Origin of the sequence: Pseudonocardia sulfidoxydans NBRC 16205 (assembly GCF_007989085.1) — a bacterium.
Taxonomy (GTDB): Bacteria; Actinomycetota; Actinomycetes; order Mycobacteriales; family Pseudonocardiaceae; genus Pseudonocardia; species Pseudonocardia sulfidoxydans.
Genome location: NZ_BJVJ01000054.1, coordinates 1 through 24,900, shown reverse-complemented (window position 1 = coordinate 24,900; position 24,900 = coordinate 1). Strand labels below are relative to the sequence as shown.

Annotated in this window: 19 protein-coding genes and 1 pseudogene; 5 read left to right on the top strand and 15 right to left on the bottom strand. The window is 73.8% G+C overall.

The genetic code is table 11. The features are described from left to right. Window positions 1-264 precede the first annotated feature (264 nt). The gene (locus PSU4_RS21985; RefSeq protein ID WP_147111687.1) at window positions 265-1,323 is read left to right on the top strand and encodes a glycosyltransferase; all 1,059 of its coding nucleotides are present in this window, start codon (window positions 265-267) and stop codon (window positions 1,321-1,323) included. Between the two features lie 93 nt (window positions 1,324-1,416). Here PSU4_RS21985 and PSU4_RS21980 read toward each other — a convergent pair whose 3' ends face one another. The 6 genes from PSU4_RS21980 to PSU4_RS21955 all read right to left on the bottom strand — a co-directional run bounded on the left by PSU4_RS21980 (window position 1,417) and on the right by PSU4_RS21955 (window position 9,673). After that, window positions 1,417-2,376, bottom strand: coding sequence for an NAD-dependent epimerase/dehydratase family protein (locus PSU4_RS21980; RefSeq protein WP_147111685.1), 960 nt, complete (start codon window positions 2,374-2,376; stop codon window positions 1,417-1,419). Window positions 2,377-2,385: 9 nt separating this feature from the next. Beyond that, window positions 2,386-3,555, bottom strand: a complete 1,170-nt coding sequence (locus tag PSU4_RS21975; protein WP_147111682.1) for a GNAT family N-acetyltransferase — start codon at window positions 3,553-3,555, stop codon at window positions 2,386-2,388. 207 nt (window positions 3,556-3,762) lie between these two features. Further along, window positions 3,763-4,947, bottom strand: a complete 1,185-nt coding sequence (locus PSU4_RS21970) for an FAD-dependent monooxygenase (RefSeq protein WP_147111680.1) — start codon at window positions 4,945-4,947, stop codon at window positions 3,763-3,765. A 233-nt stretch (window positions 4,948-5,180) separates the two neighbouring features. Next, a complete protein-coding gene (locus PSU4_RS21965) occupies window positions 5,181-5,891 on the bottom strand; it encodes a phosphatase PAP2 family protein (protein WP_147111677.1) in 711 nt (236 codons plus the stop codon). Beyond that, a complete protein-coding gene (gene pepN / locus PSU4_RS21960; RefSeq protein WP_147111674.1) occupies window positions 5,888-8,464 on the bottom strand; it encodes an aminopeptidase N in 2,577 nt (858 codons plus the stop codon). Before pepN ends, PSU4_RS21965 begins: the two co-directional genes overlap by 4 nt. A gap of 108 nt (window positions 8,465-8,572) precedes the next feature. Next, a complete protein-coding gene (locus tag PSU4_RS21955; protein WP_147111671.1) occupies window positions 8,573-9,673 on the bottom strand; it encodes a class I SAM-dependent methyltransferase in 1,101 nt (366 codons plus the stop codon). 105 nt (window positions 9,674-9,778) lie between these two features. On the opposite strand from PSU4_RS21955, the gene PSU4_RS21950 reads away from it, so the two are divergent. Next, window positions 9,779-10,321, top strand: a complete 543-nt coding sequence (locus PSU4_RS21950; RefSeq protein ID WP_147111669.1) for a dTDP-4-dehydrorhamnose 3,5-epimerase family protein — start codon at window positions 9,779-9,781, stop codon at window positions 10,319-10,321. An 83-nt stretch (window positions 10,322-10,404) separates the two neighbouring features. On the opposite strand, the gene PSU4_RS21945 is transcribed toward PSU4_RS21950, so the two are convergent. The 3 genes from PSU4_RS21945 to PSU4_RS21935 are packed head-to-tail and all read right to left on the bottom strand — an operon-like array spanning window position 10,405 to window position 13,388. Next, window positions 10,405-11,427, bottom strand: coding sequence for an NAD-dependent epimerase/dehydratase family protein (locus tag PSU4_RS21945; protein WP_147111666.1), 1,023 nt, complete (start codon window positions 11,425-11,427; stop codon window positions 10,405-10,407). Window positions 11,428-11,442: 15 nt separating this feature from the next. Continuing rightward, window positions 11,443-12,093, bottom strand: coding sequence for a PIG-L deacetylase family protein (locus tag PSU4_RS21940; protein ID WP_147111664.1), 651 nt, complete (start codon window positions 12,091-12,093; stop codon window positions 11,443-11,445). After that, window positions 12,093-13,388, bottom strand: a complete 1,296-nt coding sequence (locus PSU4_RS21935) for a class I SAM-dependent methyltransferase (protein ID WP_147111661.1) — start codon at window positions 13,386-13,388, stop codon at window positions 12,093-12,095. The genes PSU4_RS21940 and PSU4_RS21935 overlap by 1 nt, the downstream gene beginning before the upstream one ends. Before the next feature lie 229 nt (window positions 13,389-13,617). On the opposite strand from PSU4_RS21935, the gene PSU4_RS21930 reads away from it, so the two are divergent. After that, window positions 13,618-14,244, top strand: coding sequence for a mycothiol-dependent nitroreductase Rv2466c family protein (locus tag PSU4_RS21930; RefSeq protein WP_147111658.1), 627 nt, complete (start codon window positions 13,618-13,620; stop codon window positions 14,242-14,244). A gap of 85 nt (window positions 14,245-14,329) precedes the next feature. On the opposite strand, the gene PSU4_RS21925 is transcribed toward PSU4_RS21930, so the two are convergent. Both PSU4_RS21925 and PSU4_RS21920 read right to left on the bottom strand, forming a co-directional pair. Continuing rightward, on the bottom strand, window positions 14,330-14,764 hold the full coding sequence (locus PSU4_RS21925; RefSeq protein WP_147111656.1) for a CBS domain-containing protein: 435 nt from the start codon (window positions 14,762-14,764) through the stop codon (window positions 14,330-14,332). A gap of 152 nt (window positions 14,765-14,916) precedes the next feature. Then, window positions 14,917-15,798, bottom strand: coding sequence for a DUF7161 family protein (locus tag PSU4_RS21920; protein ID WP_147111653.1), 882 nt, complete (start codon window positions 15,796-15,798; stop codon window positions 14,917-14,919). 162 nt (window positions 15,799-15,960) lie between these two features. Here PSU4_RS21920 and PSU4_RS21915 point away from each other — a divergent pair, with 162 nt between their 5' ends. Beyond that, complete coding sequence (locus PSU4_RS21915) at window positions 15,961-17,385, top strand: aldehyde dehydrogenase family protein (protein ID WP_147111650.1); 1,425 nt, start codon at window positions 15,961-15,963, stop codon at window positions 17,383-17,385. Window positions 17,386-17,529: 144 nt separating this feature from the next. Beyond that, on the top strand, window positions 17,530-19,095 hold the full coding sequence (locus PSU4_RS21910; RefSeq protein ID WP_147111647.1) for a serine/threonine-protein kinase: 1,566 nt from the start codon (window positions 17,530-17,532) through the stop codon (window positions 19,093-19,095). Window position 19,096: 1 nt separating this feature from the next. On the opposite strand, the gene PSU4_RS21905 is transcribed toward PSU4_RS21910, so the two are convergent. The 4 genes and pseudogenes from PSU4_RS21905 to PSU4_RS31470 form a co-directional block, all read right to left on the bottom strand. Next, window positions 19,097-20,986 carry a S9 family peptidase gene (locus tag PSU4_RS21905; RefSeq protein ID WP_147111644.1) on the bottom strand — a complete coding sequence of 630 codons (1,890 nt, stop codon included), beginning with the start codon at window positions 20,984-20,986 and terminating at the stop codon, window positions 19,097-19,099. Beyond that, a complete protein-coding gene (locus PSU4_RS21900; RefSeq protein ID WP_147111641.1) occupies window positions 20,987-22,768 on the bottom strand; it encodes an N-acetylglutaminylglutamine amidotransferase in 1,782 nt (593 codons plus the stop codon). A gap of 439 nt (window positions 22,769-23,207) precedes the next feature. Further along, on the bottom strand, window positions 23,208-23,981 hold the full coding sequence (locus PSU4_RS21895; protein ID WP_147111638.1) for an MBL fold metallo-hydrolase: 774 nt from the start codon (window positions 23,979-23,981) through the stop codon (window positions 23,208-23,210). Window positions 23,982-24,306: 325 nt separating this feature from the next. Continuing rightward, window positions 24,307-24,900, bottom strand: a pseudogene (locus tag PSU4_RS31470) (hypothetical protein); the annotation flags it as partial.

Genomic DNA, 24,900 nt, shown 5'->3' with positions numbered 1-24,900 from the left:
GTCCTTCCTACGCCAGGCCCGGTTCGGGGAGGGAACGGGGTCCGGGGCGGAACCCCCGCCGTGCGGCGTCGGCGTCGACGGTCCAACGATAAGGTGAGGGTCGGAGATGCCGACCGGCGGGCCGCGTGGCCCCTCGCGGTCGTCTCCGCCCGCAGCGGTGACCCGAGGCCGCACCGGCGGGCCCGGGCCTCGACGCGCACAGAGTCGCGGGCGGGACCCGGGTCGCTCCCCGCTCCGCCGGGTCCCGCCCCGAGCTACGGAGGAATGTTGGGACTCCCGACGTTTGACGTCGCCATCCCGTGTTACCGGTACGGCACCATGCTCCCGACGGCGGTGCGCAGCGTGCTGGACCAGGAGAGCGTCGAGGTCCGGATCCGGATCATCGACGACGCGTCCGGCGACGGCAGCGCCGACGTCGCGCGTGAGCTGGCCGCGGCCGACCCGCGGGTCGAGGTCGTCGAGCATCCCGTGAACAAGGGCCACATCGCCACGTTCACCGAGGGTGTCATCGACTTCCCGACGGGTGACTACACCCTGCTGATGTCGGCCGACGACGCGCTGACCCCGGGTGCCCTGCGCCGCGCCGCCGACCTCTTCCGCGAGCGCCCCGACGTCGTGCTGGTCTACGGCAACGCCATCTACTGGGACGACGGGGAGCCGATGCCGACCGCGCGCACGGGCCCGGCGCGCCACATCGTGTACGACGGCCGCGACTGGTTGCGCCGCCGGTTCGCCGTCGGCGCCAACTGCGCCGCATCGCCCGCCGTGATCACACGCACCGAGACCCAGCAGAAGGCCGGCGGCTACGACGCGGCGTGCCTGCACACCAGCGACTTCGAGATGTGGATGCGGCTGTCGCTGTACGGCTCGGTGGGTTTCCTCGCCGATGTCGACCAGGCCTACTGCCGTGGTCACGGCGAGAACATGTCGGTGGAGGCCGAGGAGCGCAACGGCGGCGTGGGCGACCTGCGGATGCGGCTGCTGGCCTGCACCGTGCTGCTCGACAAGGCCGGAGTCATGCTTCCCGACGCCGACAAGCTCGACCGCACGGTCCGGCGCAGGCTCGCCGCCGACGCGCTGCTGCGCGTGTCCCGTTCCTACGACAAGGGCGCCCGCGACGAGGATGCCAACCGTCAGCTCGTCGAGTTCGCCCGTGAGGCCGTCGACGATCTGGCGTCGCTGCCGGAGTGGCATGCCCTGAAGCTGCGTGAGCGGCTCGGCCCGCGGGTCAGCCACGCGGTCAGCCCGCTCGTCATCACCGCCGCGGGTCGTCGGGTCCGCCAGATCTGGCGCGACCGCCGACTCGACCGCGCCGGCGTGTGAGGCGGATCGCCGCGATGCGTGCGCTGCGTCGCGGCGCGGTCACGGAGATCACCACGCGCATCCGCGCGTGTGCCCCCGCGTGAGTGACGGGGCTCAGGCGCCCGGTGTGACCGTCCGCACCCAGTCGAGGGTGGCGCGCAGGCCGTCGGCGAGCGGTGTCGGGGCCCCGAGGCCCAGGTCGGTGCGGGCGCGGGTGACGTCGAGGCAGCTGCGCTGCACCTCGCCGTGGCGGGCCTCGGCGAGTTCGGCGGCGAACGTCCCAGGCGCGAGCCCGGCCGCGGTCCCGACGGCCTCGACCAGCTCCAGCACGCTCACCTCGGTGCCGGTGCCGACGTTGTAGCGGTCGAACCCGGGCGCCTCGGCGCGGGCGGCGGCGAGGTTGGCGGCGACGATGTCGCCCACGAACACGTAGTCGCGCGTCTGCGCGCCGTCGCCGAACACGGTGGGGCGGCGGCCGGTGAGCACGCGGTCGCAGAAGATCGCGATGACGCCCGCGTCGCCCGCCGGGTCCTGCCGGGGCCCGTACACGTTGCCGTAGCGCAGCGTCACGGTGTCGAGGCCGTGCGCGGCCCGGAACCAGGCGGCGTACTCCTCGGCGGTGCGCTTGGACAGCCCGTAGGCCGACAGCGGCTGCGCGGGCTCGGTCTCCGGCGTCGGCACCGTCGTGGTCTCGCCGTAGATCGCGCCCCCGGTGGAGGTGTTGATCACGCGCCGCACCCCGGCCTCCGCCGCGGCGGCCAGCACGTTGACCGACCCGACGACGTTGGTGGTCGCGTCGAGGGCGGGTTCGCGCATGGAGACGCGCACGTCGATCTGCGCGGCCAGGTGGAACACGACTTCGGGGGCGAAGGCGGTGACGGCCTTGGTGACGGCCGCGCCGTCGCGCACGTCGACCTGCTCCAGCCGGGTCCCGGCGGCGAACGCCGCGGCGAGGTTGGCCTCCGAGCCGTGGCTGAGGTCGTCGAGGACGAGCACCTCGTCGCCTGCGGCGACGAGCCCGTCGACGAGGTTGGACCCGATGAACCCGGCACCGCCGGTGACGATTGCGCGCACGCGGCGAGCCTACGAGGGCGCGGGACCCGGCCCGTCGGCACCCGTTTGCGGGGTCCTGTCCCCGGACCGGGATCCCCTGCTCACGACGGCACCGATGGCCCGCACCGGGCGGTCGGCCAGCCGGCCCGCGACCGTGCCGGCCCGCCGCCCCGCCGTCTCGCCGAGACCTGCCAGCCGCGCGGCGCGTCCGCCGACGGTCGGCGGGAAGAGCCGGACCTGCTCGATGCACCGGGTCTCACCGGTCCAGCGCATCTTGTCCTCCGACGCCGACCCCATGAACTCGAACGTCGCGAGCCCCTGGGAGAAGGACCGTTCGATCAGGTCGTGGGCGAGGATGAAACCGGGGCCCGCCGCGCGGAACCCGGGGTCGATGCCCATCTTCAGGCCGTAGTGCGACTGTCCGTCGACCAGCGCCAGCTCGCCGGCGATCGCGCGGCCCCCGAGCGTCAGCAGCGACAGCTCCAGCAGGCCCGCCGTGGCCGCCCAGCCGGCGACCGAGCGGTAGAAGCGGTGTGTCGAGGCCTGGGCGAGGATCGACGACCCCTGCTCGGCCTTCCAGCCGAGGTTCTCGATGCGCAGCAGCTCGCGCAGCGCGGGCTCGACCTCGTCCGGTGCGGTGTGCACCACCAGGCGCAGCTCGCCCGACTGCTCCAGCTTGCGCCGCCGCGACCGGATGCGGCCGACGAACTTGGAGCTCAGACCGCTGCGGTAGGCGTCGAACGTCCCGTCGAGCGGCACGTACGGCGAGCGCTGGATCATCGAGCGGCGCACCCGGCAGCCGCGGTCGGCGGCGAGCGCGGCGACGTGCTCGGCGTCGTCGCTGCCGAGGTGCCCGAGGTCGGCCGACAGCCCGGCGGCGCTGATCGCGCGGTCGACCAGCGACGACCGCGTCGCCGCGTCCTCGGCGAGCGGGCCGCACAGGAAGCTGTGCCAGTTGTCGAGCGTCGTGACCCGGCCCCAGCGGCGCGTCACCGGCAGCACCCCGGCGAGGCGGCCCTCGCGGCGGACCTGCACGAGCCGCACCGAGCTGGTGCCGAACGCCGACCACCACGCCCGGTACCAGCCGGGACGCTGGAAGGGGCCGGCCCCGACGCGGTCGGCGAGGTCGTCCCACTCGGCGAGCAGCGCGTCGTCGGCGAGGACGGAGGTGCCCGGTGAGGCCACGAGCGCGGCGGTCACCGGACGTCCACGGTGGGGGGCGGTGTCGTCGACGGCCCTGACGACGGCTGGTGGAACGACAAGCCGGAACTCCTCGGTCTCGCGAGCGCGGACGGCTCAGGTTCGCGAGGTGCTGCACCCGGCGTTACCGGGACGGTCGCAGCTCGCACGCGGCGTCGTCCGACGGCTGAGCCGATGCGTCGAACGGTTGAGCGGTCGGGCGGCCGATCAGCCGTGACGACTGCGCAACGCGCGCAGCGCCGCACGGGCCGGGCGGGCGACGGGGGCCGCCGCGGCGGCGCGGCGGAGCCGGCCGTAGCCGAGGTAGGCGCCCGGGAGCCGGCGCACGATCGGCCGGCGGCGGTTGATGAGCAGCCGCGCGAAGTCGGGAGCCGGGTGGGCGATGTGGCGCGGGACGTCCTCGAACCAGCGGGCGCTGCCGCGGGCCTCGGTGACCAGCGGCGCGATCTCCGACGTGCGGCGCAGCCCGTAGGCGGCGAGCGCGGCGGTGACGGTGTCGTGGCGGCCGAGCTCGGCGGCCAGCGCGATGGCGTCCTCCAGCGCCAGCCGGGTGCCGGAGCCGATGGTGAAGTGCGTGGTGTGCGCGGCGTCGCCGAGCAGCGCGACGTTCCCGTCGTACCAGCGCTCGTTGCGCACCGTGCGGAACCGCAGCCACGGCAGCGTCTCGCCGGTGCCCTGCGGCGCGTGCAACGGGTGCCCGTCGAGCTGCGCCGCGAACAGCTCGCCGACGAGGGCGAGCGCGTCGGCGGTGGGCATCGTGTCGAGGCCGAGCGCCGCGTGGGTGGCCGCGGTGGTCTCGACGACGAACGTGCTGGCCCCGGGGGCGTAGCCGTAGGCGTGCGCCCACAGCCAGCCGTGCGCGGACTCGACGAACGGGAACGTGAACGAGTCGAACACCGTGCTCGTGCCCAGCCACACGTAGCGGTTGTCGCCCGGGGTGACGGTGGTGCCGAAGTTCCCGGCCGCGCGCACGGCGCTGCCCACCCCGTCGGCACCGACGACGACGTCGTAGCCGGCGAGCGTCGCCGGGTCGAGCTCCGCGCCGAACCGCACGTCGACGCCGACCTCGCGGGCGCGCGCGGTGAGCAGCTCACGCAGCTGCGCACGGCCGGTGCTGTGACCGTGCCCGCCGAGGTTGACCGGTTCGCCGCCCGCGACACCGATCACCTGGTCGTGCCAGGTGAAGGCGACGTCGCGCAGGGCACGGGCGGTCGGGGCGTCGGCGGCGGCGAGGTCGTCGAGCAGCTCGTCCCAGAAGACGACGCCCCACCCGTAGGTGACACCCTCGGGCGACCGCTCGACGACGGTGACCTCGTCGACCCGGGGCAGCTGCGCGGCGAGGATGGAGAAGAACAGCCCGCCGGGGCCCCCGCCGATGGTTGCGATGCGCACGGCGCGACGCTAGGAGATCACGGACGGTGAACCCGATGGGGTGCAGGTCACACTCGGGTCCGACACGCCGACCGGTCACGCACATCGTTCCCCGTCGGATCCGCACGATCGTGCGCTGCACGGGCGGCGAGCTGCGCTCGGCGGTCAGGGACACGGAGATCGAGCGGCTGCCCTGGGGCGCGTTCGTCACCGGCATCCGGCGTCCCGCGGTGGCGCGGGCGGCCTGACCGGCGTCAGGCCGCGTTCCCGGCGCGCCGGGCGAGGACCTGGCCGGCGGTCCGGTCGATCACCAGTGCCACGGTGAGCACCGCGACCAGCGCCGTGCACGCGCCCCCGACGGTGTCGGTCGGGTAGTGCACGTTCTGCACGACCAGTGCGGTCGCCATCGTCGCCGCCACCACTGACGGGAGGACGACGACGATCACGATCCGCGCCGCCGTCGCCCGCACCGCCGACGCCAGCAGCAGCGCCACGACCAGCGTCAACGCCGTCGCAGCGCCGGTGTGGCCGCTCGGGTAGGAGTCGGCGCCGTCGAGTGTGCGCCCCACGACCGGCTTGAGCACGATCGACGTCAGCACCCCGGTCAGGGCCGGCCCGAACAGCGCCAGCAGCGCGATCCGTGGCCGCCCCACCGCCAGACACACCGCCGTCACCACCACGACCAGCACGACCATCGACGCCACGTTGCCCAGCGCGATGACCACCGGGAAGAAACCCGCCCGGCCGGCCCGGACCGCGCCGAGCGACTCCTCGATCCGCTCGTCGAGCGCGCTGCCGTAGTCGTGGCCCGCGACCAGCACCGCGCCCACGACGAGCACGACCAGCGCCGGCACGATCACGACGACCGCGATCACGTTCAACGGGCGGGGCAGGACGACACGGTCCCAGCGCAGGGTGGTGACGGCCTCCCGCGCCTCGGACCGCAGCCGTTCCGCCCCCGTCACGACCGGTCGAACTCGCGGGCAGCCAGGGCCCGGACGATCCCGGCGCGGCCCTCGGACACCAGCCGGCGCAGCGCCGGCGGGTGCGACTCGTCGGCCAGCCACGCGTCGGCGGCGTCGACCGTCGACTTCTCGACGGCCCACGACGGGAACAGCCCCAGCACGACCGACTGCGCCCGCTCCGACGTGCGCCGCTCCCACACGTCGGCGACCTCGGCGAAGTAGCGCTCCACGTACGGCGCGAGCAGCGGCCGCTGGCCGGGGTGGGAGAAGCCGCCGATGATCGCCTCGTTGACGGCGTTGGGGAGGTCGTCGTCGTGGACGGCGCGCTCCCACGCGGTGGCCTTGGCCTCCGCGGTGGGCACGAGGGCCCGGGCCCGCTCCGCCTGCCGGCGCCCCGTCGACGTCGGGTCGCGCTCCAGCTCGGCGTCGATCTCGGCGTCGGTGGCCTTGCCGTGCGCCGACAGCGCCTGCAGCAGCCGCCACCGCATGTCGGTGTCGACGCTGAGCCCGTTCGGCACGTCGACGTCGAGCAGCCAGCCCCGGAACCGCTCCAGCGTCGCGTCGTCGAGGACGCACGCCGCGAGCGAGTTGACCACCGACAGCTGCGCGTCCGACCCGGGCGGGGCCGTGTCGAGGCGGAACCGCAGCGCATCGACGAGCAGCGGCCAGCCGCGCTCGGCCGCCCAGGTCTCGTCGGCGTAGGACGCGACCGACGTCTGCGCCTGCATCAGCAGCCGCTGCACGACGCCGATCTCGGTCTCCGCGCCGAACCCGCCCGCCACGAGCGAGACGAAGTCGCGGGCCTTCAGCTCGGCCTCCCGCGTCATCTCCCACGCCGCCGACCAGCACAGCGTCCGCGGCAGCGGCTCGGCGATGTCGCCGATGCGGTCGACCAGCACCGTCAGCGAGTCCGGGTCCAGCCGCAGCGCGCAGTAGGTGAGGTCGTCGTCGTTGACCAGGACGAGCTTGCCGCGCGGCACCCCGATCAGATCCGGGACCGGGGTCCGCTCGCCCGTGACGTCGACCTCGACGCGGTGCGTGCGCACCAGCCGCGGGCTGCCCTTCGCGTCGCCGGCCTGCGGCTCGTCGTCGTAGACACCGACGGCGATGCGGTGCGTGCGCAGCTCACCCGCACCCGGGCGGGCACCGCCCTGCACGACCTCGAAACGCACGATCCGGCCGTGCTCGTCGACGTCGAACGACGGGCGCAGCATGTTCAGCCCGGTCGTGCGCAGCCACTGCGCGCCCCAGTCGGACAGGTCGCGACCCGACGCCTTCTCCAGCGCGCCCAGCAGGTCGCCGAACGTCGCGTTGCCCCACGCGTGCGCCTCGAAGTAGGCCCGCAGGCCCGTCATGAACGCGTCCTGCCCCACGTAGGAGACCAGCTGCTTGAGCACCGACGCGCCCTTGGCGTAGGTGATCCCGTCGAAGTTGACCTCGACGGCCTGCAGGTCGGGGATGTCGGCGGCGACCGGGTGCGTCGAGGGCAGCTGGTCCTGCCGGTAGGCCCACGACTTCTCGACGTTCGCGAACGTCGTCCACGCGTTCGTGTACTCCGTCGCCTCGGCCTGGCAGATCACCGACGCCCACGTCGCGAACGACTCGTTGAGCCACAGGTCGTCCCACCAGCGCATGGTCACGAGGTCGCCGAACCACATGTGCGCCATCTCGTGCAGGATCGTCTCAGCGCGGCGCTCGTAGAGGAACCGCGTCACCCGCGACCGGAAGACGTAGTCCTCCAGGAACGTCACCGCGCCCGCGTTCTCCATCGCGCCCGCGTTGAACTCCGGCACGAACAGCTGGTCGTACTTGCCGAACGGGTAGCGCACCCCGAAGTTGCGGTGGTAGAAGCCGAAACCCTGCTTGGTCTCGGTGAACATCCGCTCGGCGTCCATGTGCTCGGCCAGCGACGCCCGGCAGTAGATGCCCAGCGGGATGTCGGGGCCGTCGCCGTCGGAGTAGACATCGGTCCACACCGCGTACGGGCCCGCGATCAGCGCGACCAGGTAGGTCGACATGACCTCCGTCGTCGCGAACCGGTGCACACCCCCCTCGACGCTGTCGGCCGCGGCGTTGGAGACGACCTTCCAGCTCTGCGGCGCCGTCACCGTGATCGTGTAGCGCGCCTTGAGGTCCGGCTGGTCGAAGCAGGCGAACAGGCGCTTCGCGTCGGCCGTCTCGAACTGGGAGTAGAGGTACACGCCGTCGTCGACCGGGTCGACGAAGCGGTGCAGGCCCTCACCGGTGTTCATGTACCGGCCGGTGGCGACGACCGTCAGCTCGTTGTCGGCCGCCAGGTCGGGCAGCGCGATCCCGTCGTCCTCCCGGTAGCCCGAGACGTCGAGCGCCGTGCCGTTGAGCGTGGCCGACTCGACCGAGTCGCCGACGAAGTCGATCCAGCTCGACGACCCGGGCGTCACCCCGCGGAACCGGACCGTCGTCGTCGTCGCGAAGGTCGTCTCGCCCGGGGCGCCCGCGCCGTCGGTGAGGTCGAGGTCGACGGTGTAGGAGTCGACCTCGATCGCGGCTGCGCGCAGCTCGGCGTCGGCACGGGTCAGGTTGGGCGGGGCCATGCGTTCTCGGAACTCCTCCGGGGGGCGGTTGCGACGGGTGCGATCCAATCACGGAACGGACGCCGCGTCGCGCGCGATCCCGCCGCGGAGGTGACCCCCGTTACCCGGTCAGACCGTGGCGCCCGCGGCCACCCAGCGTCCGCCCGCGGCCTCGACCTCCGGCAGGGCGCGGCGTACCTCGTCCATCAGGTCGGGGACGAACAGCACCACCACCCCCGGCTCCGCGACCAGGAGGTCGGCGGGCGGGACCACCGGGATCCCCGACCCCGGCATCCGGCAGCCGTGCTTGGCGGGGGAGGCGTCGGCGACGGCGGTCAGGGTGTCGGGCCCGACCCCGGCCATGTGCAGCAACGCCACCGCCCGCGAGGCCGCGCTGTAGCCCATGACCCGGCCCCCGCAGGCGACCGCGGCGTCCACCGTCTCGCGCAGCGCCGTCGCCGACGTGCCCACCGACTCCTGCAGCGCCGCCGCCCGGACCGGGTCGTGCACCCCACCGGCCAGCTCGGCGTCGACGACCTCGCCGACCGACGGCCCCGCGGCGCCCCCGCGCCGGGCGGCCAGCAGCACCGTGCCGCCGTACAGGGGGAAGGTCCACGCGTCGGTGACGGTGAGCCCACGCCCGGCGAGCATCGCGACGGCCGTCGGCGCCGAGTAGTAGGCGAAGTGGCCGTGCCGCACCGCATTCCACTGCCCGTGGCGCAGGATCGCGGCGAACGTGTGGAACTGGAAGAGGAAGACGCCGTCGTCGGCGAGGCGCGCCAGCAGCCCGTCGAGTGCCGCGGCCTGGTCGCGGGCGTGCATCAGCCCGAACGACCCGTCGACGACCACGTCCGCACGGACGCCCGGCCCGGCGGGGTGGATGCCGCGCGCGGACAGCTCCGGCAGCCACGACCCGCCGTGCGGGGTCGGGCCCTCGACGACGGTCCCGCCCGACGGCAGCAGACCGGCCGCCGCGGCGGCGGCCACGGCGTCGCGGCGCTGGTCGGTGAGGGCCCGCGGCTCGACGCCCTCCGGCTGTTCGGGGACCTCGTCGTCGTCGGGGAGCTGGGCCAGCCCGCAGCCCGCGCACAGCCAGAGCCGCAACGGGAACAGCGGGTCCGGGCCCGGTTCGGTGATCGGCGGGAAGTACTCGCTCGCGGGCTGGGCGCCCAGGTCGAGGACGAGCTCGCCACGGTCGCCGCCGCACCAGCGGCACACGATCGACGACACGGACCGGTCCTTCCGCAGCGGGTGCCGGCGACCCCGGCCGGCACCGGGTCACTCGCTGTCCGACCCCACTGCGTTACCCCTCCACATGTGGAGCAGAGTGGCCACGTGGACGTTCGCACCTGCGCCATCGAAGGCGTACTGCTGTTCGTACCGACCCCGTTCCGCGACGACCGCGGCCTGTTCACCCGCACCTTCGACGCGGCGGTCGGCGCGGCCCACGGGGTCGACCTCGGCCCGCTGGCCCAGGACAGCCAGTCCCGGTCGCGGCTCGGCACGATCCGGGGCATGCACGGCCGCCGCGGCGAGGGTGAGGCGAAGCTCGTCCGCGCCGCCCACGGCGCCGTGCACGACGTGCTCGTCGACGCCCGCCCCGGCTCCCCGACGTTCGGCACCGTCGCCTCGTTCCGGCTCGACGACGAGGAGTTCCACCACCTCTACGTCCCCGCCGGGCTGCTGCACGGGTTCCAGGCGCTCACCGAGGTCGCCGACGTCTGCTACCGCATCGACCGCCCCCACGCCCCGGGGGAGGACGTGTCGGTCGCCCACGACGACCCCGACCTCGCGATCGCCTGGCCGCTGCCGGTCACGGCGATCAGCGACCGCGACCGCGCGGCGGGCAGCTGGGCCGCCCTCGTCGCGGCGACGTGAGCGACGTCAGCAGCGCCGGGCCGGCCGCGAGACCCCTGTGAGCGGTAATAGTCGCTATAGCGACTATTACCGCTCACAGGGGTTCATGCCGGGCGCAGGGTCGCGTCCAGGGTTCCGGCGGCCTGGCGGTCGGCGAGCACCGCGAGGCGGGTGAAGCGCCGGTCGAACGCCTCCTGGGTCAGACCGTGCGTCCGGTAGGCCTGCGCCAGCTCGGCGGCGCCGTCGGCGACCGACCACGCCGCGCGGAAGTCGGGCAGCAGCTTGCCGATCTTGGTGAAGTCGACGCGGTAGGAGCGCGGGTCGCCACCGGTCTCGCCGGTGACCAGCAGCTCCGCCTCGGGCACGACCTTCGCGACCTCGGCTGCGATGTCGCTGACCTGCACGTTGTTGTCGGTCGACCCGACGTTGAACGCCTCGCCGCGCACGACGTCGGCCGGTGCGGCCAGCGCGGCGACGACGGCGCCGGCGATGTCGCGGGCGTGCACGAGCGGGCGCCAGGGCGTGCCGTCGCTGAGTACCTTGATCGTCCCGGACAGGACGGCGTGCCCGACGAGGTTGTTGAGGACGATGTCGGCACGCAGCCGTGGCGAGAACCCGAACGCGGTGGCGTTGCGCAGCGACACGGGCACGAAGTCGGCGTCGGCGAGGTCGACGAGGTCGCCCTCGACGCGGACCTTCGACTCCGCGTACGGAGTCACGGGCCGCATGGGTGCGTTCTCGTCGAGGATGTCGTCGGTACCGGACGCGCCGTACACCGAGCACGTCGACGCGTAGACGAAGCGCCCGACGCCCGCCTGTTTCGCCAGCCGCGCGAGCCGCGTCGAGGCGTGGTGGTTGATGTCGTAGGTGTGCTGCGGCGCGAGGGAACCGAGCGGGTCGTTGGACAGCGCCGCGAGGTGCACCACGGCGTCGAACCCGGTGAGGGCGTCGACCTCGACGTCGCGCAGGTCGACGGCGATGCCCGGCGGGTCGGACGGTGCGGGGCCCAGCACGGACGTCGCGTAGAGGCCCGAGTCGAGGCCGACGACGTCGTGGCCCGCGTCGGTGAGGATCGGGGCCATGAGCGTGCCGAGGTAGCCCTGGTGGCCGGTGAGCAGGACGCGCATCGCGCAGTTCCCCTTTCAGGCGCCTGGAGCGCCGACGATCATCCGGGTGGGGTGGAAGCCCTCGGCGTAGCGGCGCCCGCACTGGACGCCGCGGATCCGGGCCAGACCGCGGAACGTCTCCTCGTCGAACCAGTGCCGGGCCTTCTGCGACGGGTAGTGCTCGTGCAGCAGCCGCACCTTCTCGTCGACGACGTCGGCGTCGAGGGGCCACAGCACCGCGGGCTGGGCGAGGTCGGGCTCGGCCTTGAGGATCTCGTAGCCCAGCACCAGGTGGTCGCGGAAGACGGTGGGCGCGAGCCGGGCGAGGCCGCGGTGGTCCTGGTGGTCGTCGTGGCGCGACGTGCACAGCACCAGGTCGGGTTCGCAGGTCCGCCGGAACTCCTCCAGCGCCTCCTTGGCCCGGTCCCAGTGCGCGGGCAGCCGGCCGTCGGGGACGTCGAGGACGGTCACGGCGAGGTCCGTGTCCGGGCAGAACGCCGCGAGCGCGGCACGTTCCTCGGCCTCGCGGTCGGTGCCGGCGCCGGACAGGACGAACGAGCGCACCCGCAGCCCGGGCCGTGACCGGCACAGCGACAGGACGGTCCCGCCCGCCCCGATCGCGATGTCGTCGCAGTGCGCGCCGAGCAGGACGAGCTCGTCGAGTGTCTCGGGGGCGAGGCCGCGCATCAGGTGCGCGCCCCGGGGTCGACGACCTCGAGCGCCGGGATCGGGAACACCAGCTTGCCGCCCCACGCACCCACGACCGGGGCGAGCTGCGCGGTGATCTCCTCGCGCAGGTTCCACGGCAGGACCAGCACGTAGTCGGGGCGGTCGGCCTCGATGCGCGCGGGGGCGTGGATGGGGATCCGGGTGCCGGGGGTGTACCGGCCGTGCTTGTACGGGTTGCGGTCGACGGTGTAGGCGAGCAGGTCGGGCCGGATGCCGCAGTAGTTGAGCAGCGTGTTGCCCTTGCCCGGCGCGCCGTAGCCGACGACGGTCTTCCCGGCGTCGGCGGCGTCGATGAGGAAGCGCATCAGGTCGTTGCGGATGCGGGACACGTCGTGGGCGAACCCGGCGTGACCTTCGACGGTGTCCAGCCCGGCGGCGGCCTCGGCGGCCAGTACCTCGGCGACGGCGGGCGCGGGCGCCGCACCCAGCTCCGACGGCCGGGCCCACAGCCGGATCGAGCCGCCGTGGGTGGGGACGAGCTCCACGTCGACGACGTCGAGGCCACCCGCCGCGAGCGCCTTCTGCGCGGTCGCGACCGTGTAGTACTGGAAGTGTTCGTGGTAGATCGTGTCGAACTGGCGCAGCGCCACCAACGTCAGCAGGTGCTGCACCTCGATCGACACCCAGCCGTCGTCGGCGACCATCGCCCGCAGGCCACGGGCGAACCCGACGACGTCGGGGATGTGGGCGAACACGTTGTTGGCGACGACGAGCCCGGCTGGCCCGTTCTCGGCCCGGACCCGGGCCCCGGTGCCGGGGGACAGGAACGCGGTGAGCGTCGGGACGCCCTTCTCGCGCGCGGCCTCGCCGACGTTGACGCTGGGCTCCACCCCGAGCGCGCGGATGCCGCGGGCGACGACGTGCTGCAGGAGGTAGCCGTCGTTGCTGGCGGCCTCGACGACGAGCGAGTCCGGGCCCAGGCCCGCCCGCTCGACCGCGGCGTCGACGAACCGTCGCGCGTGCTCCACCCACGAGGAGGAGAACGACGAGAAGTAGGCGTACTCGGTGAAGGTCTCACCGGGGTCGATCAGCGGTGGCAGCTGCACGAGCAGGCAGTCGGCGCACACCCGCGCGTGCAGCGGGAACGTGGCCTCGGCCCGTTCCAGCGCCTCGGCGGTGAGGAACAGCTCGCACGGCGGCGTCGCACCGAGGTCGACGAAACTCCGCAGATCGGTCGAGCCGCAGAGCCGGCAGCTCAGCGCGACCTCGAGCACGGGTGTGCCCGCCGCGCGCTCGGTTGTCGACGACGTCATCGGTTCCTCCGGTCGGCCGAACGTGTCTCACGTCTGGACTCGGATCGGACGCCGATTACGTTTCGTGAGCGCCGGCGGGGCCGTGTGGTGACCGGCCGGCCGGGGGGAACACGTCGCGACACCCCGGGGTTGTCAACGTCGGGGAGGCACGTCCAGGTCAGAGAGCTCCGCATCCCGGCCCGTTCGCGGACCCCCACGACGAACCCGGAGAAGGACGAACGGAGAGAACGTGAGCAGCACCGAGTCCGCACGGACGCGAGTCGACGTCTGGTTCGACCCGAGGTGCCCGTGGGCCTGGCTGACGTCGCGCTGGATCCTCGAGGTCGAGAAGGTCCGCGACATCGACGTGAACTTCCACGTCATGAGCCTGTCGGTCCTCAACGAGAAGCGTGAGGACCTGTCGGAGAAGTACAGGGCGATGCTCGGCCCCGGCTTCGGCCCGGTGCGGGTGTGCATCGCCGCCGCGCGCGAGCACGGCCAGGAGATCCTGCGCCCGCTGTACACGGCGATGGGGGAGCGCCTGCACAACAAGCAGATCAAGGACCTCGACCTCGTGATCAAGGAGTCGCTGGCGGAGCTGGGCCTGCCGGAGACGCTGGCGGAGGCGGCCACCAGCACCGAGTTCGACGAGGAGCTGCGCGAGAGCCACCACCGCGGCATGGACCCGGTGGGCGCGGACGTCGGCACGCCGACGATCCACGTCGACGGTGTGGCGTTCTTCGGCCCGGTGATCTCGCGGGTCCCGAAGGGGGAGGAGGCGGGATCGGTGTTCGACGGCGCCCGGCTGCTGGCCGCGTATCCGTACTTCTTCGAGCTCAAGCGCACCCGCACCGACGACCCGCACTTCGACTACTGACGCTCCACGCACACCCGGAACGGCCCGCCACCCCCGCGTGGCGGGCCGTTCCCTGTGCGGCGAGGTGTCAGCGCGCGGCGAGGTGTCAGCGCGCGGCGAGGTAGGCGTCGCGCAGCACGCCCGTCTGCAGCTCCATCTCGCGCACCCGGTGCTGCACCAGGTCACCGATGCTCACCAGCCCGACCAGCTGCCCGCGGTCGACGACCGGCAGGTGCCGGTAGCGGCCGCGGGTCATGAGGGCCATGGCGTGCGTGAGCGACTCGGTGGAGGACGCGGTCGAGACGTTGCGCGTCATGATGTCCTCCACGTTGGCGGCGAGCAGGCGCGTGCCGCGCCGGGCCAGCTCCCGGATCACGTCGCGCTCGGAGACGATGCCGTTGATGCGGCCGTCGCCGTCGCTGACGAGCAGCGCTCCGACCCGGTGCTTCTCGAGGCGTTCGACCGCCTCTGCCACGGTCGCCCAGGGCACCACACTGTGCACGGTCCGCCCCTTGGCATCGAGGACGTCTGCGATGTTCATGAGTTCCTCCTCGCGGTGGCGCGGCCCCGGTGACCGGGGCCGACGGCCAGACTGCTCCCGCGCGGGGCGGTCCGCCTCACCGACGCGGGTGAATTCGGAGCGGACCCGGTCGGCCGTCCGGGGGACGTGGGCCACCACGCCGACGACGGCGCTCAGCCGCGGCCGAGGTGGTGGGCGGCGATCCGGACCACCTCGCCGGTGGTCCCCGGCAGCCGGACCCCCACGTCGCCCCGTTCGTCGACGGCGTCGTCGACGATCCGGACGAACGGTGTGCCGGGTGGCAGCCCGCCGACCGGTGCGCCGTCCGCGGTCGTCGGACGGTCGGTGAGCACGGTGACGAGCTTGCGCGCGAGCCGGGTGCCGTCCCGCGGGATCGGGGTCAGCCCGGGGAACCCGGCGGGCGGGAGCCAGCGATCGGCGTGCTGTCCGGCCCGGCACTGCGCGGCGAAGCGGCGGGCCGCGTCCGGTTCCGCGCCGAACGTCGTGTACATCGCGATGTCGATGCCGAAGTACTCCCGGTACTCGCCGTCGCGCTGCGGCATCGGTGTCCGCAGGTACCGCCGGCCGGTGTGCTGCTCGACCCCGACCTCGAGGTGCAGTGACCCGTCGTCGATGCGGTGCGAAGCGGTGTAGGTGAACGTCGGGGGAGAAGCGGTGGGTCCGGTGGGCTCGGTGGGGACCGTACGGCGACGCCGCTCCTCGTCGGTGCCGAACACCCGGACGTTGACCACGACGATCCCGAGTCCGAGCGCGTACACCACGACGGCGGCGAGGGTGCCGACGACGAGGGCGAGCAGCGGGAGGTGGAACGTGACGCCGTCGGTGCGCAGGGCCAGGACGACGGCCGTCACGTAGGCGGCGATCACGGTGGCGGGGACGCCGACCACCGCCAGCGCGACCCCGAGCCAGGCCACCCCCGGCGTCCCGCTGTCGGAGAGCATCACGGCCGAGGTCCCCACGGCGAGGCTCATCCACACCCAGGCCAGCAACACCACGAAGAGCAGCACCGTCACGACGGCGTCGAGGACCTGCACGCACACGATCCTGCCAAACCGTACTGATCGGGCACGCCGTGTCGCACCGGCGAGCGGCTGCGCAACGACCGGCCCCGGTTGTGACCGATGTCGTGCCCCGGGGCGCGGATCGGCCCCGCCCGACACGGCACGACCCCGGGCAACCGTGTGAGGATCGGGCGCATGGCAGCACCGACGCTGAACACAGCCGGACACTGGATCGCAGGAGAGACTGTCGCCGCGACGGGCGAGACGATCGACGTCGTCAACCCGGCGACGAGCGAGGTCGTCGGCACGGTGCCCGCGGGCACCGCCGAGGACGTCGACCGCGCGGTGCGCGCGGCTCGTGCCGTGCAGCGGGAGTGGGCGGACGTCGACGTCGCCGAGCGCGCGGCCGTCGTCCAGCGCATCTCCGACGGCCTCAAGGCCCGCGCGGAGGACGTCGCGTCGTCGATCACCGCCGAGATGGGTTCGCCGATCACCTTCTCGCGCAAGGTGCAGGCCACGATGCCGGTCGGGTCCTCGCGCGGGTTCGCGAAGCTCGCCGCCGACTTCCCGTGGCAGGAGGAGATCGGCAACTCCCTGGTCGTGAAGGAGCCGATCGGCGTGGTCGGGGCGATCACGCCCTGGAACTACCCGCTGCACCAGATCGTCGCGAAGGTCGCGCCCGCGCTGCTGGCGGGCAACACCGTCGTGCTGAAGCCGACGGAGATCGCGCCGCTCACGGCGCAGCTGCTCGCGGAGGTCGCCGCGGAGGCCGGCCTGCCCGCGGGGGCGTTCAACATCGTGCACGGCACCGGCCCCGTCGTGGGCGAGGCGATCGCGGGGCACCCGGACGTCGACATGGTGTCGTTCACCGGCTCGACGCGGGCGGGCAAGCGCGTGTCGGTCGTCGCCTCGGAGACGGTGAAGCGCGTCGCGCTGGAGCTGGGCGGCAAGTCCGCCAACGTGATCCTGCCCGACGCCGACCTGGGCAAGGCCGTGAAGCTCGGCATGGGCAACGCCTGGATCAACGGCGGCCAGACCTGCACGGCGTGGACGCGGATGCTCGTCCCCGCCGACCGCCAGGACGAGATCCTCGAGATGGTCGAGGCCGCGGCCGCGAAGTACACCGTCGGCGACCCCGCCGAGGAGACCACGCGGATCGGCCCGATGTCGTCGGAGACCCAGCGCCAACGGGTGCACGGCTACATCGAGCGCGGCATCGCCGACGGCGCGCGCGTCGTGTTCGGCGGTGCCGGACAGGTCGAGGGCCTGGAGGCGGGCGCCTACGTCCGGCCGACGGTGTTCGCCGACGTCGCCCCCGACGCCGTCATCGCCCGGGAGGAGATCTTCGGGCCGGTGCTGTCGGTGATCCCCTACCGCGACGAGGAGGAGGCCGTCGCGATCGCGAACGACACCGTCTACGGCCTCGCCGGCGCGGTGTTCGGCGAGGACGACCACGCGCTCGCCGTGGCGCGGCGGATCCGGGCGGGACAGGTCGACGTCAACGGCGGCGCGTTCAACATCATGGCGCCCTTCGGCGGCTACAAGCAGTCGGGCAACGGTCGCGAGCTGGGACGATACGGTCTCGAGGAGTTCCTGGAGACGAAGGCCATCCAACGCTGAGACTGGCGCATCCGGGCGACGGACGGCGTCGCTGAGCGTGACGAACCGGGCCGAACCGGACGGGGTGCATCCCCGCCCGGGCGGCCCGGCGTCGCTCGATAGGATCGTGGGGAGCCGAACCGCGACCCTCCACGCTGGAGTTCGATGAGCCCGCCCGAGTCCGACGTCCGCCCCGAGAACTCCACCGTCCGGCGGATCGGGAACCGGTACCGGCTCGACGAGCGGATCGCCGCCGGAGCCATGGGTGCGGTGTGGCGCGGCACCGACGAGCTGCTGAACCGCACGGTCGCGCTCAAGGAGCTCCTCGCGGCCGCGTCCCCCGGCGAGGAGGACACCCTCGAGGAGTCGCGCCAGCGGATCCTGCGCGAGGGCCGGATCGGCGCGCGGCTGCAGCACGCGCACGTCATCAGCATGTTCGACGTCGTGGTGCACGACGACCGGCCGTGGCTGGTCATGGAGTACCTGCCGTCGCGGTCCTTCGCGGCGGTGCTGGCGGAGAAGGGCCCGATGGTGCCGCGCGAGGCGGCGGCCGTCGGGGAACAGGTGGCCGACGGGCTGGCGGCCGCGCACGCGGCGGGTGTCGTGCACCGCGACGTGAAGCCCGGCAACGTGCTGATCGCCGAGAACGGCACCGCCAAGATCACCGACTTCGGGGTCTCCCGCGCGGTCGACGACGTGCAGCTCACCCGCACCGGCATGATCGCCGGTACCCCGGCGTTCCTGGCGCCCGAGATCGCCCGCGGTGGCCAGCCGACGCCCGCGTCCGACGTGTTCGCCCTCGGCGCCACGATCTACACCGCCGTCGAGGGCCAGCCCCCGTTCGGCCTCGACGACAACGCGTACGCGTTGCTGCACAAGGTCGCCACGGGTGCGGTGCACCCGCCGTCGTCCGCGGGTGAGCTGGCGCCGGTGCTGTCGACGCTGCTGGCGCCCGACCCCGCGAACCGGCCCACCGCCGGCCAGGCCCGGGCAGCCCTCGCGGCCGTCGCCGCCGGGCGGGAGCCGTCGGGTCTGCCCGCGGGCACCGCGTTCGCCACGGGCGAGAGCGCCGACCCCGAGGCGACCCGGCCGGCCGCGCCGTCGGTACGGCCCACGGTCGCCCCGCCCGCCGCGACGCCGACGCTCACCGCCCCGCCCGCGCCCCCGGCGTCCACCGGCCCCTCGGGCGCCGGTCCGTCCGACGGCGGGCGTCGCCGTCGGCCCCTGGTGATCGCCGTCGTCGCCGTGCTGGCGGTCCTCGTGGTCGGCGCGGGCGTCGTCATCGGGCTCGTGCGGTCGTCCGGCAGCGGGCAGGAGCCCGGCGCGCTCGGCGGCGCGCCGACGGTCTCGGCGACCCCACCCAGCGGCACCCCACCGACCACCACCCCGCCCCCGCCGACGACGACCGTCAGCACCCCGGGCTCCGGGATGGCGTCGGTGGAGTTCGTGCAGCAGTACTACGGGATGCTGCCCGGCGACGTCGACGGCGCCTGGAACCTGCTCGGCCCCCAGGCGCGGGACGCCTCCGGCGGGTACGACCGGTTCAAGGGCTTCTACTCGGGGCTGAGCAAGGTGTGGGCGGAGACGCTGCGCGCGGTCGACGCCGACACCGTCACGGCGACGATCGTGTTCCTGCGCCCCGACGGCAGCACCACCCGCGAGCCCTACCGGTTCGAGATCTCCGGCGGGCCGGGCTCGCAGAAGATCGAGTCGTTCACCAAGACGGGCTGACTCACGCCGTCCGGGTGGACGCCCCGATGAGGTGCCCGCCGACCCAGCCGACGACCTCGCGCACGAACACCGCCCGGTTGCCCAGGTCGTGCACCTCGTGTCCCTCGTCGTCGAAGACCAGGTACGAGTGCGGGACGCCCCGCTCACGCAGCGCCGCGACGACCCGCTCCGGCTCGGACACCGGCACGTTCGTGTCGTGGCGGCCGTGCACCACCAGCAGCGGGGCGACGAGCCGGTCGATGCGGTGGATCGGCGACAGCTGCCGCAACAGGTCGGCGTCGGCGCCGGGATCGCCGTACTTGCTCGTCGCGGCCTCGGCGATCCACGGCTCGGTCCCGGCGTAGAAGGCGTGCAGGTCGGCCATCCCGCACACGTCGACACCCACGCCGAACAGATCCGGGTGCCGGACCAGCGCGGCCAGCGTCAGATAGCCGCCGTAGGAGCGGCCCGCGACACCGATCCGGGCAGGATCGGCCAGCCCCGACCGCGACAGGAACCCGACGACGGCGCGCACGTCGTCGATCGCGGCGAACCGCAGATGCACGTCGTCGGCGCGGGAGAAGGCCCGCCCGAACCCGGCGGAGCCCCGCACGTTGGGCGCGAACACCGCGACCCCGGCCGCCGCCAGCGCCTGGAACAGCGGCTGGAAGACGGGCCGCTCCTGCGCCTCGGGCCCGCCGTGCAGCCACACCAGCGTCGGCGTCGGACCCGGCGTGCCGCGCGGGCGGAACAACCACCCCGTCAACGTCAGGCCGTCGTCGGCGCGGAACTCGTGCAGGGTGGGGGAGACGAGGACGTCGTCGTCGGGGGCGTCGTCGGCCCCGGGCGGCAGAACCGCCTCCGCCTCGGTCCCGGGCAGCCCGTCGACCAGCGGGACCAGCGACAGGTGCGGTGCGACCGTCGGCCCCTCGCTCGCCAGCACCAGCCCGCGCCCGTCGCGGGTGAACGCCGCATCGGTGACGACGTCGCCCGCCGGGTCGGGCAGCGGCGACAACATCCCGCTGCGCAGGTCCAGCATCTCGGCCTCGCTGCGGCCGTCGACGTTCCACACCAGCACCGCGCGGGCACCGGCCGGGTCGAGCGCGACGAGATCGAGATCGTCGTGGGAGCGCTCCGCGACCGGTGACGCGATACCCGGCCGGCCCGCGTGCAGAGGCACCGCGAGCAACGCCGGCCGGTCGCGGTCGGCGTCGGTGTGCAGGTAGACCATGCCGCCGGTGACGCCGAACCGGGCCTCGGCGACGGTCGCGCCGCCGGGGACGAGCTCGGCGCGGACGCCGGTGCGCAGGTCGACGAGCTCGAGATGGCGGTCGCCGCGGCGGCCGTGACGGACCACGACGCGGTGCCCGTCGCCCGACACCGCGCACACCACCGCGGCGGGCCCGGACGCCAGCACCGTCGACGTGCCGTCGCGCAGATCCACGAGACACGCCTGCCCCTCGCCGCGACCCTCGCCGTACACCGTGACACCCAGGTGCGAGCCGCTCGGCGACCACGACCCGAGCACGACCGCCGCCGCGCCGGGCGCGATCTCGTGGCGGCGGCTGCCGTCGGGGGAGACCAGCAGGACGCGGGTGCGTTCACCTCCGCCGGGGGCCAGCTGGCAGGCCAGCCACGACCCGTCGGGCGACCAGGCGACACCACCGACGTCCGCCGGCGGGAGGTCCGGGTCGTCGAGATCGGTGGGGACGAACCCGGGCGGCTCGACGACCGACCCGTCGACGAGGGCGCCGACGTAGAGCCGCGGCCGGCCGTCGCGGTCGGAGACCCACGCCAGCAGCCGCCCGTCGGGACCCGGCCGCGGGGACCGGTACGACACGGCGCGCAACACGTCCGCGGCAGGGCCGGCATCGGCCACGAGACGGTCCAGGCGACGATCCGCCAACGTCATCTACACCCCCCTCTCCTGCAGCCACATCTCCAGCAACGCCACCTGCCACAACGCGTTGGAACCCAGGTTGGTGCGCCGTGTGTTCGGGTCGGCCAACATGGCCTCGAGCCAGTCGCCCCGGACCAGGCCCCGCGCCTTCGCCGCCGGGTCGGTGACGGCGTCGCGGACCCGCTCCAGGAACGGCCCCTCGAGGTGCCTGATGGCCGGTACCGGGAAGTATCCCTTCGGCCTGTCGATCACCGCGTCCGGGACCACCCCGCGGGCCGCCTCCTTGAGCACCCCCTTGCCGCCGTGGGCCAGCTTCAGCCCCGGCGGGCACGCCGCGGCCAGCTCGACGAACTCGTGGTCGAGGAACGGCACCCGCGCCTCCAGGCCCCACGCCATCGTCATGTTGTCGACGCGCTTCACCGGGTCGTCGACGAGCATCACCGTCGAGTCGATGCGCAGCGCGGCGTCGAGGGTGTCGGTCGCGCCTTCCCTCCGGAAGTGGTCGGCGATGAACGACCGGCTCGGGTCGTGGCCGAGCAACCACTCCGGTTCGAGGATCGACGCCAGGTCGGCGTGCGGGCGGTCGGTGAACACGCGGGCGTACCCCTCGACGGCCCGCTCCCGCGGCACCCCGGCCAGCGGCGGGTACCAGTTGTAGCCGGCCAGCACCTCGTCGGCGCCCTGGCCGGCCTGCACCACCGTGACGCTCTTCGTGACCTCCTCCGACAGCAGGTGGAACGCGACACAGTCGTGGCTGACCATCGGCTCGGCCATCGCCGCGACCGTGTGGTCGACGGCCGGGAGCATCCGCGCGGGGTCGACGAGAATCCTGCGGTGGTCGGTGCCGAACTCGGCGACGACGCGGTCGGACCAGCGGAACTCGTCGCCCACCTCGCCCCCCGCGGGGTGGAAGCCGATGCTGAACGTCCTCAGCCCGGACTGGCCCTCCTGCGCGAGCAGCCCCACGATCAGCGACGAGTCCAGCCCACCCGAGAGCAGCACCCCGACCGGGACGTCGGCCACCATCCGCCGCCGGACCGCGGTGCGCAGCGACTCCAGGAGCGCGTCACGCCAGTCCGCGGCGGTCATCCCCGCGTCGGCGGGCCGGCGTTCGTGGCGTGGCGACCAGTACTCCCGGTCGGTCGTCGTGCCGTCGGCGAGGATCGTGCGCACCGTCGCGGGCGGCAGCTTGCGGACGCCCGTGAGGATCGTGCGCGGCGCCGGCACCACCGAGTGGAACGTCATGTAGTGGTGCAGCGCAACGGGATCCACCGAGGTGTCGACGTCCCCGCCCGCCAGCAGCGCCGGCAACGACGACGCGAACCGCACCCGCCCCGGCCGCTCCGCCAGGTACAGCGGCTTGATCCCCAGCCGGTCGCGGCCCAACACGACGGTTCCCGAGTCCCGCTCGTGGACGGCGAAGGCGAACATGCCGTGGAAGTGCTCGACGCAGCGGTCGCCCCACCGGTGGTAGGCCTTGATCAGGGCCTCGGTGTCGGAGTCGGAGAAGAAGCGGTAACCGTGCCCCTCCAGCTCCGCGCGCAGCTCCCGGAAGTTGTAGACACAGCCGTTGAACACCGCGGCGAGCCCCAGCTCGGGGTCGACCATCGGCTGCGCGGCCCGCTCCGACAGGTCGATGATCTTGAGCCGCCGGTGCCCCAGCGCGACCGGCCCCGCCGCGTGGATGCCGTGCCCGTCCGGGCCGCGCCGCGCCAGCGCGTCGGTGATCCTCGCGACGGCCGCGACGTCCGCACCCCCGCCGTCGAACCGGATCTCACCGGCGATCCCGCACATGCCCGTCCCCTGTCTGACTGCCCCCGCGACGAGTTGACGACGAGGTCGCCCGCCGGCGCAACCCCCCGACAACCTCCACCTGTGAGCGGCGATAGTCGCTATAGCGACTATCGCCACTCACGAGTCCGTGGGGTGCGCCGGGGCCGGCGGCCCGGTATCGGCACCTCGGAAGGGGCGCCTGCCGGGTCCTGGCGCGCCCCCGCCGAGCGTGTGATCAGCGCGGGTGGTCGGCGCTGGTGACACGCTCGGGTCCGGTGTCGCCGTGGAGTGTGTGATGGGCGCGGGTGGTCGGCGCTGGTGGCACGCTCGGGTCCGGAGTCGCCGTCGAGCGTGTGATCAGAGCGGTCGGTCGCGGCTGGTGACACGCTCGGGTCCGGTGTCGCCGTCGAGCGTGTGATCAGAGCGGTCGGTCGGCGCTGGTGACACGCTCGGGGGAGGCTCAGCCCGGCCAGCGGACACCGGGGAACGGGGAACCTGCCTCCGCTCCGGCGGCGTCGAGCTCTCCGCGCCCGACCGCCGCGTACAGGGCGGCGACCTGCGTCAACCCGTCGCGCTGCGCCTCGACCTCCGGCCGCGACATCGCGTCGCCGTGGCCCGGGACGAACGTCGTCACCCCGAGCGCGAGCAGCCGGGTGACCGTCGCCGGCCAGTCCGCGACGACCGCGTCGCCGAAGTCCGGCGGAGCGCCCTGCTCGATCAGGTCGCCCGCGACCACCACGTCCCCGGCGACGGCGACGACGTCGTGGTCGGTGTGCCCGCGTCCCGGGTGCAGCAGCGTCACGGTGCGGTCACCGAGGTCGAGCACACGCTCCGGGTCGACGGTCGCGTCCGGGAGCGGGGGGTCGGTCGCGGCCAGGGTCTCGGCAGTCGCGTCCTCGCCCCGGTCCCGGTAGTACCTCGTCCATTCCTCGCGCTGCGCCGCCGCGGTCCGCCCGATCGCCGCCCGGCACCGCGGATGCGCATGCACCGATCCCGGCGGGAACGCGCCCGTGCCGAAACAGTGGTCGAAATGCGCGTGCGTGATCGCGACGACCAGCGGCAACGCCGTCACCTCCCGGACCGCCGCGTACAACCGGGCACCCTGGGCCGCGTCGCCTGCGGTGTCGACGACCAGCGCCCGCTCCCCGCCCACCACCAGCCCGGTGGTGAGGTCGAGCTCCTCGTGCCGCCGGGCCAGCACGCCGTCCCCGACCTCCACCCACCGGTCCGCCACGGTCCCAGTCTGCCGGGCGCGCGGGGGCACCGGGTTCCTGCGGCCCAGGTTCTGGCTGCGCGCGGGTGATCGTCGCCCAGGGGCCCGGTGATCCGACACCGGAAGCAGAGACCACGTGCCCGAACCCAGCGCGGTGACCCCAGACCCGGCGTGATCGTCGTTCCTGGCGGATCGGCGTCGTATTCGTCGTTCAGGCGCCGGAAGCGGTGATCATGGGGTCAACCCCACCCCACCCGGTGCCGGCGCCGCGACCCTCGAAACGCACGAACGGCCCTTTCCCGCAACTGAGCTGCAGGAAAGGGCCGTTCGTGCACTAGGGAAGGCCTCAGCCGACCGGCACCCCGCCAGGTACCACCGGAGCGGTCGTCGTCGGCGTCACCGGTCCGGTCTGCGGCATCACAGGCTGCGCCTGCGGCACCACAGTCTGTGGGGCCACCGGCACCGCCGTCGGCGGCACGGCAGGAGCACCAGTACCAGGGGCGGCCGGAGTGCCAGGGGCGGCCGGAGTACCGGGGGCGGCCGGAGCATCAGGGGCGGCCGGGGCACCAGGGACGGTCGGCACCCCAGGGACCGCGGGCGCGCCAGGCGTGGCCGGAGCATCCGGGACGACGGCCGCGCCGCTGCCCGGGACGCAGTCCGTAGGCGCGGCAGGGGTCGTCGGCGGCACCTGTTCGGTGTCGGCGGAGTCGTCGGAGGACGAGGACGAGTCGGGGTCGGCGGGGGTCGGCTGCGTGCCGCCGCTCCAGTCCGACAGGACCCGCAGCTTGTTCCACGGGATCGACCTGAGGCCGACGTAGTCGCCGGACAGTCCGGCTTTCTCGTAGGCGTCGGAGTCGGGCGCGTACTCGGCGATGAACGCCATCCGGGCGCCGCCGTTGTCGCCGACGTAGGCGCCGTAGGTCTGCAGCGCCTTGGCGAT